Source organism: Anoxybacillus gonensis, assembly GCF_001187595.1.
Lineage (GTDB): Bacteria > Bacillota > Bacilli > Bacillales > Anoxybacillaceae > Anoxybacillus > Anoxybacillus gonensis.
This window is the reverse complement of record NZ_CP012152.1, coordinates 1,111,089-1,126,599: the sequence shown is the minus strand read 5'-3', so window position 1 is coordinate 1,126,599 and position 15,511 is coordinate 1,111,089. Positions and strand designations below refer to the sequence as shown.

13 protein-coding genes are annotated in these 15,511 nt (G+C 42.5%); all 13 read right to left on the bottom strand.

All coding sequences use genetic code 11. The features are described from left to right. Positions 1–64 precede the first annotated feature (64 nt). Entirely contained in the window at positions 65–1,267 is a 1,203-nt protein-coding gene (locus AFK25_RS05990) for a PucR family transcriptional regulator (protein WP_035065797.1), read from the bottom strand. A gap of 81 nt (positions 1,268–1,348) precedes the next feature. Continuing rightward, the gene (locus AFK25_RS05985) at positions 1,349–2,302 is read right to left on the bottom strand and encodes an ABC transporter permease (RefSeq protein ID WP_009362542.1); all 954 of its coding nucleotides are present in this window, start codon (positions 2,300–2,302) and stop codon (positions 1,349–1,351) included. Beyond that, entirely contained in the window at positions 2,303–3,349 is a 1,047-nt protein-coding gene (locus AFK25_RS05980) for an ABC transporter permease (RefSeq protein ID WP_009362541.1), read from the bottom strand. Further along, positions 3,346–4,875 carry an ABC transporter ATP-binding protein gene (locus tag AFK25_RS05975; protein WP_035065800.1) on the bottom strand — a complete coding sequence of 510 codons (1,530 nt, stop codon included), beginning with the start codon at positions 4,873–4,875 and terminating at the stop codon, positions 3,346–3,348. Before AFK25_RS05975 ends, AFK25_RS05980 begins: the two co-directional genes overlap by 4 nt. Positions 4,876–4,994: 119 nt before the next feature. Continuing rightward, the gene (locus AFK25_RS05970) at positions 4,995–6,068 is read right to left on the bottom strand and encodes a BMP family lipoprotein (protein ID WP_009362539.1); all 1,074 of its coding nucleotides are present in this window, start codon (positions 6,066–6,068) and stop codon (positions 4,995–4,997) included. Positions 6,069–6,183: 115 nt separating this feature from the next. Further along, positions 6,184–6,909, bottom strand: a complete 726-nt coding sequence (locus AFK25_RS05965) for a GntR family transcriptional regulator (protein ID WP_009362538.1) — start codon at positions 6,907–6,909, stop codon at positions 6,184–6,186. Between the two features lie 202 nt (positions 6,910–7,111). Then, entirely contained in the window at positions 7,112–9,352 is a 2,241-nt protein-coding gene (locus AFK25_RS05960) for a DNA translocase FtsK (protein ID WP_035065802.1), read from the bottom strand. A 64-nt stretch (positions 9,353–9,416) separates the two neighbouring features. Then, positions 9,417–9,641 carry a YlzJ-like family protein gene (locus AFK25_RS05955; RefSeq protein ID WP_009362536.1) on the bottom strand — a complete coding sequence of 75 codons (225 nt, stop codon included), beginning with the start codon at positions 9,639–9,641 and terminating at the stop codon, positions 9,417–9,419. Beyond that, positions 9,638–10,351: a ClpP family protease gene (locus tag AFK25_RS05950; protein WP_019418460.1), complete on the bottom strand. Its 714-nt coding sequence runs from the start codon at positions 10,349–10,351 to the stop codon at positions 9,638–9,640. The genes AFK25_RS05955 and AFK25_RS05950 overlap by 4 nt, the downstream gene beginning before the upstream one ends. Positions 10,352–10,461: 110 nt before the next feature. Beyond that, positions 10,462–12,123 (bottom strand): ribonuclease J, encoded by a 1,662-nt coding sequence (locus AFK25_RS05945; RefSeq protein ID WP_026011827.1) that lies wholly within the window; start codon positions 12,121–12,123, stop codon positions 10,462–10,464. 103 nt (positions 12,124–12,226) lie between these two features. Next, complete coding sequence (gene dapA / locus AFK25_RS05940) at positions 12,227–13,096, bottom strand: 4-hydroxy-tetrahydrodipicolinate synthase (RefSeq protein WP_019418459.1); 870 nt, start codon at positions 13,094–13,096, stop codon at positions 12,227–12,229. A 12-nt stretch (positions 13,097–13,108) separates the two neighbouring features. Continuing rightward, positions 13,109–14,338, bottom strand: coding sequence for an aspartate kinase (dapG, locus tag AFK25_RS05935; protein WP_009362532.1), 1,230 nt, complete (start codon positions 14,336–14,338; stop codon positions 13,109–13,111). 22 nt (positions 14,339–14,360) lie between these two features. Then, entirely contained in the window at positions 14,361–15,410 is a 1,050-nt protein-coding gene (gene asd, locus AFK25_RS05930) for an aspartate-semialdehyde dehydrogenase (protein WP_009362531.1), read from the bottom strand. Positions 15,411–15,511: the final 101 nt, after the last annotated feature.

Below are 15,511 nucleotides of genomic sequence, written 5' to 3'. Positions count from 1 at the left end.
CTACGATTCATTATAATTTATACTTTCTGAAAATTGTTTGTCGTCAATATATAATCATTTCTACTTATTTTTGTTGCTCATCCACAACACTTTCCTTATATTTGTATAAAAGGAGATCGATATATAACATCATTCGTTGTTCAAAATCGTGCAGCGGAAGCGTTGTAATCGACTGCATGCGCTTTAGTCGATAATGTAACGTATTCGGATGAATGTATAAACTTTCAGCTGTTTGTTTCATGTTGCAGTCGTGTTGAATGTACGCACGAAGCGTATGTAAAAAATCGGTTCCATGTTGTTCATCGTGCTTTTTTAGTTTCATAATTGCTTCGTTTTTATAGCGACGCTGTTTATACTGTTCGTATATAAATGGAACGATGCGATAAATACCTAAATCACGATAAGCATGCGGTAACGGCTCATCCATATGCTTTTTCAAATGAATGACTTCCATCGCCTCTTTATAGCTGTCGCGCAGTTTTTGCAGCCCGTTATATTCATTGCCAATGCCAACGAGAACATCGTGATCGATTCGACAATGAAAATCTTGTTGCAATTTTGTGATCATCATGTTCACTACATCGATCGGGCGTTGCGTCGGTGTTTCCCCGACAATAAGCAAAAACGGATGATGGTGATGAATAAAAAAGATTGGGGCATGTGTCGTTTTTGACACCCATGTTACATATTGGCGAACGTCATCTATGCTCTCATGATGTTCGACATGAAAAACGACAACAGCAAATCGCGAAGGAAACGTTACCCCAAGCAACTGTAGTTCCATTTGAACGTCTCGTTCGCTCATATCACGATATTGAATAAAGCGCAGAAAAAGGTCATGAACTTCTTCTTGCCGTTTGTATCTTTTCCCCATTTGTTCGTGTAATATTTGAGCAGCCTCTTTTGCTACTTCTTCGATACGTCTCCGTTGTTCGTCTGTCAAATCGTGGAGTGCTACCTGCACCCAAAGATAGCCGTACACTTTCCCAGCATGTTTTAAACAAACGACAGCGCGTGCACCAAGATCAATCTCAGGGAGTGGAGGAATGCTAACGACTCTGTCTGCTTGTTCAATTTTTTTCATCCATCCGTGTTCATGTAAATAATGGAACACATGAGCGGATGCTCGCTTGCTTAAAATGGTGCGCATGCGCACTTCATCCGTTTCATCGTGATGACCGCTATATGCAAGCAATTCAAAATCGCGCGATTCAATCGTTACGGGATGTTGCAGTTCAAAAAATAATTGATCAACTAATTTATGCAATGAAATCCCCTCCTTACTTTTATTATGCGTGATCAAAAGCGTGAAAAAAAGACTTCGGGCTGTCCCGAAGTCTTTTCCCTATTAACGTTTTCCTTTTACGTATGGTGTACCGAGCGCTTTTGGCGCATCTGCACGTCCGATAAATCCAGTTAGCGCTAAAATGGTTAATGCATACGGCAAAATGAGCAAGTAAACGGTTGGTACGTTTTTCAAAAACGGAATCGCCTGTCCAACGATACTTAAACTTTGTGCAAATCCGAAGAAAAGCGCTGCTCCCATCGCACCAAGTGGATGCCATTTTCCGAAAATCATCGCAGCAAGCGCCATAAACCCTTGTCCAGAAATCGTTGCATGGCTAAAATCGCGTGAAATAATCGTTGCATAAATCGAACCGCCAATTCCTGCAAGCGCACCGCTTAACATGACTGCGATATACCGCATTTTTGCAACGTTAATTCCCATCGTATCCGCCGCCATCGGATGTTCCCCAACAGCACGAAGACGAAGTCCAAACGGCGTTTTGTAAATGACATACCATACGACAAATGCTAATACAATCGCTAAATAAGATGGAATATATCCGTTTGAAAATAAAATCGGACCGAGAATCGGAATTTTGCTTAAAATTGGAATGTCAATTTTATCAAAACCAACTTGCACTTGGTCTGTTTGACCTTTTCCATACCACATTTTCACAAGGAACAACGATAATCCTAATGCTAAAAAGTTGATCGCCACCCCGCTAACGACTTGGTCCGCGCGAAGCGAAATCGCCGCGACCGCATGCATAAGCGAGAAAATCGAAGCAACAACCATCGCCACAAGCATCGCAAGCCATGGTGTCCATTCACCGAATTGATCGGCAAACGTTAAATTAAACACGACACCGGTAAATGCACCGATGACCATCAATCCTTCTAATCCGATATTGACAACGCCGGAACGTTCACTAAATACGCCACCAAGCGCCGTAAAAATAAGAGGTGCCGCAAAGAAAATCGCGGAAGGAATAATAATTTCAAGGATGTGTAACATTTATTTTCCCTCCTTTTTGAAGCGCGTAAGCACAAGACGAATTAAGTAGCTTGAAGCAACGAAGAAAATAATCAACGCAATGACGATGTCAACAAGTTCTGTTGGCACGTCGGCTGCTGATGGCATTTCAAGCGCTCCAACTTTTAACGCTCCAAATAAGATCGCTGCTAAAATAATTCCGAATGCGTTATTTCCACCAAGGAGGGCAACCGCAATTCCATCGAATCCGACTCCGGTAAATCCAGCCTTGACCGAGACGTTTTCAAACGTTCCTAGCCCTTCCATCGCTCCGGCAATACCTGCAAATGCCCCTGAAATGACCATCGCTAATATAATATTGCGGTTGACGTTCATCCCTGCATAATGCGATGCATGTTGGTTAAAACCGACGGCACGAAGTTCATATCCTGTCGTCGTTTTCTCAAGCAAGAACCACATGACAACAGCCGCAATTAATGAAATAATAATACCGTAATGAAGCGTGGAGTAATCAGTTAAAGACTGTAAAAACTCTGAACGTAACGATGCTGACGGATGAATTTTTTCCGATTTAAAGCCTTGATCTGATAAAACGGAACGAATGACCGCATTCGATACGTATAGCGCAATATAGTTCATCATAATCGTCACGATAACTTCATGAACGCGGAAGCGCGCTTTTAAAAACCCGGGAATAAATCCCCAAAGCGCACCTGCAAGTGCTGCCGCAACAATTGCAAGTGGCAAGTGAATCACTTTTGGAAGCTCAAAGGCAACGCCGACCCAAACGGCTGCAAGCCAACCGACGATGAGTTGTCCTTCTACGCCGATGTTAAATAGCCCTGTACGAAACGCAAAGGCAACCGCTAACCCTGCTAAAATATATGGCGTCACTTGACGAATCGTTTCCCCAATATAATATCGATCACCAAAAGCCCCGTACAATAAGGCAGAATATCCGGCCACTGGGTCATAACCGCTCACGATCATGACAATTGCGCCCACAATAATTCCAAGAATAACTGCAAAAACAGGGACGAGAATGTTCGTTAAACGATTTTCACTCATGATGATACACCCGCTTCCTTCCATTTGCTTCCTGCCATCAACAAGCCAAGCTCTTGTTCTGTCGTTTCTTTCGGATCGACAATAGCTACGATTTTTCCTTCATAAATTACGGCAATGCGATCGCTGACGTTCATAATTTCATCTAATTCGAATGAAACGAGCAATACCGCTTTCCCTTTATCACGCTGTTCAATAAGACGTTTATGAATAAATTCGATCGCTCCCACGTCAAGTCCGCGTGTCGGTTGCGCAGCGATGAGTAAATCTGGGTCACGGTCTACCTCACGGCCAATGATGGCTTTTTGTTGATTGCCCCCAGATAAAGCCCGTGCTTTCGTATATTCATCTGGCGTACGAACGTCAAATTCTTGGATAAGCTGACGTGCTTTATCGTAAATCGCTTTAAAGTTTAAAATGCCGCGTTTCGAGTATGGCTCTTTATAATACGTTTGTAGCACCATGTTCTCCCCGATTGGGAAGTCAAGGACAAGACCATGTTTATGGCGATCTTGTGGAATATGGCCTACACCCGTTTCGGTAATTTGTCTAGGTGTCAAATTGCGAATCTCTTTTCCATTTAAACGAATAGAACCCGATTCCGACTTCATTAAACCAGTAATCGCTTCAATTAACTCTGTCTGTCCATTTCCGTCTACCCCTGCGATTCCGACAATTTCTCCTGCATGGACGGTTAAATGGAGATGGTCGACTGCTGTAATGCCACGTGAGTCTTTCACGACTAAATCTTCAATTTCAAGGACAGGTTTTCCGACTTTCGAAGGTTGTTTTTCCGTTTTGAAATGCACTTCACGCCCAACCATGAGTGCAGCGAGTTCGTTCGGGTTTGTTTCTGATACGTTTAATGTACCGATGCCTTTTCCGCGTCGAATGACGGTCACACGATCGCACACTTCCATAATTTCTTTTAATTTGTGCGTAATTAAAATAATCGATTTTCCTTCACGTACAAGCGCTTTCATAATTTGGATAAGCTCTTGAATTTCTTGTGGGGTTAAGACCGCCGTCGGTTCGTCAAAAATTAAAATATCTGCCCCGCGATATAACGTTTTTAAAATTTCTACACGTTGTTGCATTCCGACAGAAATGTCTGCAATTTTCGCTTTCGGATCCACCGCCAAACCGTAACGCTCTGATAGTTCACGCACTTCTTTTTCTGCACGCTCAATATCGATTTGCCCGCCTTTTGTCGGTTCACTTCCTAAAATAATGTTTTCCGTTACTGTGAATGTATCAACGAGCATAAAGTGTTGATGCACCATTCCAATTCCTAAGTCGTTAGCGACGTTCGGATTGGCGATATTTACTTTTTTTCCTTTTACACGAATTTCCCCACCATCCGGCTGATATAAACCGAATAGCACGTTCATTAACGTCGATTTTCCTGCGCCGTTTTCACCTAATAACGCATGAATTTCCCCTTTTTTCAATTGCAACGTAATGTTATCGTTTGCCACAAAATTTCCAAAAACTTTGCGGATATTTAGCATTTCAATTACGTATTCCAAACGTGATCCACTCCTTATGTGAGCTTGTTAAAATCACTAAATGAAAAGCTGCAACATGTTGCAACCCTTCATTTAGTGGTTCTCCGAAGAAACACGTTCTTCGGAGAACAGCCGTTTATTTATTTCAACTCAGCGCGAGTTGTAGGTACTTTCACTTCTCCGTTAATAATTTTTTGTTTCCACTCATCCACTTTTTTCAATACGTCTTCAGGAACGTTGTTTTTCGTTGTTGGCGCAATGCCTACACCATCTTCTTTTAAGCCGTACTCAACTGCTTGACCGCCAGGGAAGTTGCCGTTTTTCGTTTTTGTCGCTAAGTCGTATACCGCAACGTCAACACGTTTTACCATGGATGTTAATGTTACGCTTTTATCTGTTCCAGGCACTTTTCCTTCTTCGTATTGGTCGCGGTCAACACCGATGACCCAAATTTCTTTGTTCGGATCTTGTTTTTTCAAGTCGATGGCTTCAGAAAATACACCGTTTCCTGTCGCACCAGCTGCATGATAAATCACGTCAATACCAGAAGCGTACATACTTGAAGCAATGGCTTTTCCTTTATCCGCTTTATCAAACGCACCTGCATATTGCACTTCAACTGTCGCATTTGGGTTTACCGCTTTTACCCCTGCAATGAAGCCGCTTTCGAATTTTTCAATTAACGGAATTTCCATACCGCCAACGAAACCGATTTTGTTCGTTTTTGTCATTAAACCAGCGACAACACCAACAAGGAATGAACCTTCATGCTCTTTAAATGTAATGCTTGCGACATTCGGTTTTTCAACAACGCTGTCGACGATCGCAAACTTATTGTCTGGTTTTTGGTCCGCAATTTCTGTAATGGCATCTGTCATTAAGAAACCGATACCGAAAATAAGGTCAAAGTCGTTACGTACAAGTTTATTTAAGTTTGTTGCGTAATCCGCATCGCTTTGTGACTGTAAATAGTCATAGCCACCTTTTCCTTTTTTCAATCCGTTTTCTTCACCAAATTTTTGTAATCCTTCCCATGCTGATTGGTTGAACGACTTATCGTCAATTCCACCAACGTCCGTAACCATCGCTACGCTAAATTCAGACGCTTTTCCTTCTTCTTTTTTCGGCTCTTCTTTCGCCTGTCCGCAGCCGCCAAGAAGCATGCCGGCAGTCAATAATAAAGACATCGATAATCCAAAACGCTTTTTCTTCATCAATCATTACCCCCTTAAATTAAAGTATGGATTAGTAAAAAAGTGAAATGTGAGATGTATACATATCCTTCTCCCGCCCATGTCACCTCCTTAACAGGATAAGCGCTTGAATAAGCTATACGCGTTTTCTTAACACGTGGAAACTAAACTTATCTGATTTGAAGTAGTCGATCGAATATAAAATCGGCTCGTCATTTTCGTCAAAATGCATTTGCTTTAAAACTAAAAGCGCTGTTTCCGGCTCGCATTGTAAAATCGGTGACACTTTTTCGTGATAGCCGAGCGGTTCAATGTGTGTAACAGCATACGCGATATACCGATTCGCTTCATTATGTAATATTTCTAATAATGACTCATTTTCATAAGCAATTCCTTTAGGTAAATATTTACAAGGTACTTTATCAATACAATATACGACCGGTTCGTTATTCGCTGTTCGCACCCGCTCAACAACGAGTAAATCTTCCTCTTTATGACATTGAAAGCGCTTTATATCATCTTCAGTCGGCTTCTGAATGGAAGAAGATAAAAAAATCGTCCCTGGTTTACGCCCCGCTTGGCGAATCATCTCCGTCACGCTACTTAGTTGTTCAATACCTGAAGTGAACATCGGGCGAGAGCTAACGAACGTCCCGACACCGTGGCGGCGGATGATGACATTTTCTTCTTCTAATACTCGTAATGCTTCCCGCAATGTCGCTCGGCTTACTCCTAATTGTTTTGCCAATTCAAACTCAGAAGGGAGTTTTTCTTTTTCCTTATATACCCCTTGTTCAATATCTTTTTTAATACGATCAATCACTTGTAAATATAAGTGTCGATGATCAGATTTAACAGACATTCACCATCCCCCACCTTAGATATCAGACATCTGATGTTAGACAAATTTCTTACTAATAATATAACATTTTTTCGTTCATAAATAAATAGCGAATAAAAAAAATGTCGAAAAAAGTCGTATGAAATCATATGTAAGCGATTTTAATAATATATCATTATTATGCTCCATTTATACAAAAAAGAGGCTTGTTTTTCAGCCTCTTTCATGACGTTTTTGCTTGATCGTTTGACGATACAAGCACAGCGCGCGGTTTACTTCCTTCATAAGGTCCGACAATGCCGCGAGCTTCCATCGCATCAATTAAACGTGCCGCTCTGTTGTAGCCGATACGAAATCGCCGCTGCAACATCGAAACAGATGCGCTTTGCATATCAATGACGAGCTGAACCGCTTCATCAAACAACTCATCGTCAAACGCTTCTGTCGGCTCATCATCTTGCGCGATCATCGTTTCTTCGTATTGTGCTTTTTGCTGTGAAATGACATATTGTACGACATTTTCTACTTCTTGATCGGACACAAAAGCTCCTTGGACACGAACAGGTTTAGACGCACCGACAGGTAAAAAGAGCATATCACCGCGCCCAAGCAATTTTTCAGCTCCCCCCATGTCTAAAATCGTTCGCGAGTCCGTCTGTGATGATACACTAAATGCGATGCGAGACGGGATGTTTGCTTTAATGACGCCCGTAATGACATCAACAGATGGACGCTGCGTGGCAATAATTAAATGAATGCCTGCTGCGCGGGCCATTTGGGCAAGGCGAGTGATAGAATCTTCTACATCGCTTGAAGCAACCATCATTAAATCGGCTAGTTCGTCAACGATAACGACAATGTAAGGTAAAAGCGGTTGCTTGACTTCTGCTGTTTCATTATGGCGCTCGATATATTCGTTATATCCTTCAATATTGCGCGTGCCCGTATGTGAAAAGAGCTCATATCGCCGTTCCATTTCGCTTACTACTTTTTTTAATGCTTGGGACGCTTTTTTCGGATCAGTTACGACCGGGGAAAGCAAATGCGGAATGCCATTATATACACTTAGCTCAACCATTTTCGGATCAATCATCATCATTTTCACTTCGTGCGGTTTCGTTCGCATAAGCAAGCTAACGATAATGGCATTAATACATACACTTTTTCCACTACCTGTCGCACCAGCAACGAGTAAATGTGGCATTTTATTTAGTTCAGCAAGCACGGCTTGTCCCGATATATCGCGCCCAAGTCCGATCAACAGTTTCGCCTCTCGTTTATCGGCTTCTTTCGCTTCTAATACTTCGCGTAAAGAAACCATCGCAATTTCTTCATTTGGTACTTCAATACCAATCGCTGATTTTCCGGGAATCGGTGCTTCAATGCGAATGTCTTTTGCCGCTAGAGCGAGCGCTAAATCGTCACTTAAACTAACGATTTTACTTACTTTCACACCGACATCCGGATATACTTCGTATCTTGTGACAGCTGGACCGATATGCACTTTTGTTACCTTTGCCTTTACACCAAAGCTTTGAAACGTTTTTTCAAGCTTGCGGGCATTTTCATAAATACTTTCTTTTTCCCGCGATTGATCAACCGCCTTCGGAGGAGAAAGCAAATCAATTGGCGGCAACGCGTAATCTGTTTCATGTGTTTGCGTAAATACGATCGGCTTTTCTTCTTCCGCTCCTTCATTGAAGTTGGAAATGACAGGACCTTCCACGACGATCGTTTCGTCTTCGTCTTCCTCTTTCTCTTTTTCCTCTAGCGCTGTCACAACTTCAATATGTGTCTGCGGTTGTTTTTCTTTTTTCGGACGATTGAAAAACGAACGAACATCGGCGATAACTGCTTTCGTTTGCGTCCGCATAAATGAAACAAACCATTCAATTCCTTTTCCTGCTGTATCACGCAACGTTTTTCCTGTTAAAAGCAACACGCCAAGTATCATCAATAGGGAAGCAATCCATTTTGTTCCTAATTGATCAAATAAATAATAGCTAATTGTGTACAATAAAGCGCCGAGCATACCACCACCTAAATCAGAAAAAGAACCGCTCTCCCCGCGCACATCTTTCCAAAACAACTCCCACGTCGTTCGAATAATGCTCGGGTTTATTAATTTTCCATTTCTTGATAAAATATGAAATAGCGCTTCGTGACTAAACAACAATAATGAAAGAACGATCAAGTACAATCCAACGAGAACACGTTGAAAAAACGGAGGCCATGCCCTCTTCCAAATCACGTATAGCGATATAGCAAGCGCCCCTAATAACGCAACGATATACCACTCTCCCATAAAAAAGCGAGTAGCAAAAACGAGTGAACGCCCGACAGCTCCGACGTTTGCCATCGCGATGACTGTACATGCTAGCATCGTCAATCCGATGAATTCAAAGCGCAATGTTTTTTTCCATTGATCTTGTTTGTTTGTGCGACGCTTATTTTTCTTTCCCATTTCGCCCACTCCAACATATAAGGTGAAAAAGCAGCCAACAGTAAAGCGTGGCTGCTTGTTCTTATTATACCATAAATTGTAGTGATGTCGCATAAAGTTTTGTGCCCGGTTCATACGTTAAATAATGTTGTGGATCGCTGCTTAGCACCCGCACAATTTCATACTCATTCGTTTCTGTTTGCTGCACAAGTAAAGACACCCCGTTATATTGAACGATGCGTTGTTTTTTATACTCCGCCTCATTCGTTTGAAAAACGATAAATTCCGGAACGATGGTATGTAAAATCATTGTAACATCGCCCCTCGTTGATTAGAATGATCGATTAATTCCCGCAATTTGCGCATCGCCTGCGATAGCCCTCCGACCTCGTCAATTAAACCGTACTTTACCGCATCTGTTCCCACCACATTCGTTCCGATATCACGTGTTAAATTTCCTTTAGAAAACATGAGTTCTTTAAACTTTTCTTCGCTAATGTTTGAATGCTTCACAACAAAATTGACGACGCGCTCTTGCATTTTATCTAAATACTCAAACGTTTGTGGGACACCGATGACAAGACCCGTCAAACGAATCGGATGAATCGTCATCGTCGCCGTTTCTGCAATAAACGAATAGTCACACGACACAGCAATTGGCACTCCGATTGAATGTCCTCCACCAAGCACAATAGAAACAGTCGGTTTGGACATCGATGCTAACATTTCCGCAATGGCTAGCCCCGCTTCCACATCCCCTCCAACTGTATTTAATACGACAAGCAATCCTTCAATATTTGGATTTTGTTCAATTGCTACAATTTGCGGAATAATATGCTCATATTTTGTCGTTTTGTTTTGCGGAGGTAATTGAATATGCCCTTCAATTTGTCCGACGATCGTTAAACAATGGATCGTTGAATCGGAAGAAAGCTGCGGGACATTTGTTTGACCGAGCTGAACAATATTTTCTGCCGGAGACGGCTTCGTTTCCTCTTGAGGTACATCTCGTTCTTCCATCATAATCCCCTTTCTGTTACATGATGTCGTTAGTATACGTGAACATCGTCTTGTTCATACAAAAAACACCTGCGAAATGCAGGTGTTTTCTTGACTTTGAGCATGTTGTTTTACACTTCCATAATAATTGGTAAAATCATCGGCTTTCGTTTTGTTTTTTCAAATAAATATTGGCTTAGTGCGTCACGAATATTTGTTTTTAATGAAGACCATTCCATAACATAGTCTTCCATGCTTTTTTCAACAATTTCTTTCACAATTTTAACGGATTCTTCAAAAAGCGTTTCCGATTCACGCACATATACAAAACCGCGAGAAATCATTTCTGGACCGGCAACAATGCGTTTTTGCTGTTTACTTAATGTAACAACAACAATCATAATTCCATCTTGTGAAAGTAAGCGGCGATCGCGCAATACGATATTTCCTACATCGCCAACGCCTAATCCGTCAATTAAAATTTGACCGCTTGGCACTTTGCCGCCAAAACGGGCGTGACCGTTACGGAATTCGATCACTTCTCCTTTTTCAATTAAGAAGATCGCATCTTGGCGAATGCCGACCGCTTGGGCAATTTTCCCATGCGCCTTTTGCATGCGAAACTCTCCATGTACCGGAATGAAATATTTCGGCTTCATGAAATTAATCATTAACTTCAATTCTTCTTGGTATCCGTGTCCAGACACATGCACTTGACGTTGACCGTACACGACATTCGCTCCTGCACGATATAAAGCATCAATTGTACGAGCAATAAATAACTCATGTCCCGGCATTGGAGAAGAAGCGACAATCACTGTGTCTCCTTCTTTAATATTGATGTATTTGTGCGCCTGTTTGGCCATGCGTGCAAGCGCCGCCATTGGTTCTCCTTGGTTGCCTGTCGTTAAAATGACTAAATCCCGATCATCGTAACGATCTACTTCGCTCATCGGAATGATCATATTTTCATCGAATTTTAAATATCCAAGACGCACGGCAATATCAATTACTTTATGCATATGACGGCTCATAATGACGACTTTTCGTCTATGATCGCGTGCAGCATTTAACACTTGTTGAATGCGCGTAATGTTTGATGCAAAGCAAGCAACAATAATGCGTCCGTTCGCATTGTAAATGACATCGGAAATTTCTTGTCCGACAATCGCTTCAGAACCCGTATATCCCGGTTTTTCCGCATTCGTGCTATCGGATAGTAAGCAAAGCACTCCTTGCGCTCCGATTTGCGCCATTTTACCAAAATCCGTACGACATATGCCAACAGGCGTTTGATCAAATTTAAAATCGCTCGTATATACAATGGCGCCTTGGGACGTATGAATGCTCACGCCGAGACAATCTGGAATGCTATGATTTGTTTGAAAAAACGATACGACAGCCTTATCGAATACAATTTCGCTATTCGCGTTTATTTCGATGCGCTTTGCTTTCGATGTAATTCCTTGCTCTTTTAATTTTTCTTCCATGAGCGCGAGCGTTAATTTCGCCCCGTACACAGGGACAGTAATTTTCCGCAGTACATACGCGATCGCCCCAATATGATCGTCATGACCGTGCGTTAAAAAAATGCCTCGAATGCGTTCTTGTTGCTCCACTAAATACGTAATATCAGGAATGACCATATCAATGCCGAACATTTCATCCTCTGGAAACATGAGTCCTGCATCTAAGACAAAAATGTCTTCATCCACCTCGACGACATACATATTTTTTCCTACCTCTCCAACGCCGCCGAGGGCAAATACACGAATTTTCTCTGCTTGTTTCATCCTAAAATCCTCCTACAGTCAAACAAACTCACCCGCTCAAAGTCACTTACATCCATTATAACTGATTCAACAATAAAAAAGAAAGGGATGAATTCCCTTTCTTTTAACCTTGTAACACATTCATGAGCTGCAAACGTTCTTGCTCCGTAAGTGGCACAAGCGGAAGGCGGACAGAACCGACATCTAACCCTTTTATTTGTAGAGCCGTTTTGACTGGGACAGGGCTTGGAGCGGCAAATAATGCTTTCATGATCGGCAATAGACGCTGATGCAACTTCGCTGCTTCCTTATTGTCTCCACGCATAAACGCTTGAATCATTTCCTTCATTTCGTTTCCAATAATATGCGAGGCAACGGAAACGACACCGCTTCCGCCAATAGATAATACAGGAAGTGTCAATCCGTCATCTCCGCTATACAACATAAAATCATCGCGCGTTTTTGCGATAATTTCTGTCATCGCGTCTAAGTTGCCGCTTGCATCTTTCACAGCGACAACGTTCGGAATTTGTGACAGACGCACAATCGTTTCAACAGAAATATTTACAACCGCCCGTCCCGGAATGTTATACACCATCACAGGCAACGACGTACTCTCTGCAATGGCTTTATAATGTTGATAAATTCCTTCTTGATTTGGCTTATTGTAATAAGGTGCGACGATCATAACTGCATCGACACCTATTTCTTCTGCCTTTTTCGTCAATTCAATCGATGCGCGGGTATTATTGCTTCCCGTTCCAGCAATGACTGGTACACGTCCGTCAACGACTTCGACCACGTGGCGAAAAAGCGCCAATTTTTCTTCCGTCGTTAACGTCGGAGATTCTCCAGTCGTTCCAGCGACAACAAGAGAATCCGTGCCGTTTTCAATTAAATAGTTCACTAATTGCGTCGTTTTCGCAAAATCGATATTCCCTTTATTGTCAAAAGGGGTGACCATCGCTGTGGCAATTTGACCAAATTGAACCACAATTTTTCACTCCTAACTCAAGTCGTATTGTTTCTGTTCCGCAAGTTGAAACGCATCATGCAATGCATTGACCGCCTCTTTTAAATGTTCTTCCTTCACTAGCACCCAAATCGTTGTATGGCTATCAGCCGATTGCAAAATTTGAATGCCACGCTCCGATAATGCTGTAACAATTTTTGCTGTCACACCCGGGACGCCAGCGATCCCCGCACCAACAGTCGACACTTTTGCGCAACCGCGCGTGACGGTCGGTTCATAACCGAGCCTTTTTAACGTAGCAATCGCTCGATCTGCCACGTCACTCGATACCGTATATACGACACCATTTGGCGAAATGTTAATGAAGTCGACACTAATTCCTTCATTCGCCATCGCTTTAAATACTTCTGCTTGTAAATCGTAATGTCCCTCTTTTGCTGGCACTTTAATTTGCGTAATATTTGAAACATGGGCAATTCCTGTCACTAATCGCTCTTTTACATCGCTTCCTTTTTTCGCAATCGATGTGACAAGCGTCCCTGGCGCATCCGAATACGTGGAGCGAATGCGAATCGGTACTTTTGCTTGCATCGCAATCTCGACGGCACGCGGATGGATCACTTTCGCTCCTTGATACGCCATATTGCAAATTTCTGTATATGTGACGACATCAAGCGGTCGTGCGTTTTCTACAATGCGTGGGTCTGCAGTCATCACGCCTTCCACATCGGTAAAAATGTCGATCCATTCCGCACCGAGCGCGGCACCGAGCGCAGCCGCAGACGTGTCGCTTCCTCCGCGCCCAATCGTTGTCACATCTCCGTTTTCAGCGACACCTTGAAAGCCTGCAACAACGACAACATCGTTCTCTTTTAAAGCACGCAACAAACGATCGCAACGCATATCAATAATTTTCGCGTTCGTATGATCGTTGTTCGTACGAAAGCCTGCTTGCCCTCCGGTAAAGGCTGTCGCTTTTATCCCACACTTATTCAACATGTTTGTAAACACGACGCTTGAAATAATTTCCCCACACGCCATCAACAAATCTTTTTCACGGTTTGTCACATGCGCATTCGCCCCGTCAATGAGGCTAAGAAGCGTATCCGTTGCATACGGATCTCCTTTTCGCCCCATGGCTGAAACGACGACAACCACTTTATAACCGTCTTGCAGCGCTTTTTCAATATGTTTGCGCGCTAAATTTCGGCCGTGTTCATCTCGAACGGACGTGCCGCCAAACTTTTGAACGATTATTTTCAACGTCAACACCTCGATGATGATTTTACGCTTTTACAAGCCCTAATTTTAAAAGACTTTCAGCGATTTGCACAGAGTTCCACGCCGCTCCCTTTAACAAGTTATCAGAAACGATCCATAAATGGAACCCTGTGTCGCGATTTAAATCTTTACGAATGCGGCCGACAAATACATCGTTTTGTCCCGTTGCATATAGCGGCATCGGATATAGCTGTTCGCTCGGATCATCTTGCAATACGACGCCTGGCGCTTCTTTTAATAATGCTTTCAACTCATCAACTGTTACGCCCTCTTGCTCGATTTCAATATACACAGATTCAGAATGTCCCGTCATGACCGGAATGCGCACGCACGTTGCTGCTACTTCTAAATCAGGCATATGCATAATTTTTTTCGTTTCATTAATCATTTTCATTTCTTCAAATGTAAATCCGTTATCTTGAAATTTATCGATTTGTGGAATGGCGTTAAATGCGATCGGATAATGTTTACGATCCGATTTAACCGGTAAAATTTCCGGTGTGACTTCCTCACCATTTAACATGTTCGCCGTTTGTGTTTTTAACTCTTCTACCGCTTGCGCTCCTGCTCCTGACACCGCTTGGTATGTTGAGACGATGACGCGCTTTAATCCGAACGCTTGACGAATCGGTTCAAGCGCAACGACCATTTGAATCGTTGAGCAGTTTGGATTTGCGATAATTCCGTTATGCCCATGTAAATCTGCTTCATTCACTTCAGGAACAACGAGCGGCACGTTTTCGTCCATACGAAACGCGCTCGTATTATCAACAACAATCGCTCCGCGTTTCACCGCTTCCGGAGCGAGTTGTTTAGATACTGCTCCCCCTGCGCTAAATAGCGCGATATGCACCCCTTCAAAGCTTTCTGGCTTTGCTGCTTGCACTTCAATTTCTTCACCTTTAAACATGACTTTTTTCCCTGCTGAACGTTCCGATGAAAGTAAAGATAGTTTAGCAATCGGGAAATTTCTTTTTTCTAACGTTTGAATCATTTGTTGTCCGACAGCTCCCGTTGCGCCGACAACTGCGACATGTAATCCTTTTTGCTCCATTTCTCCTTCTCCTTCCAACTCATAGACAATTTTAATATCATTTATTTTAGCACATTCATTCATAAAGGAGAGACGTTTTTTATAAATTTTCTTTCAACTGT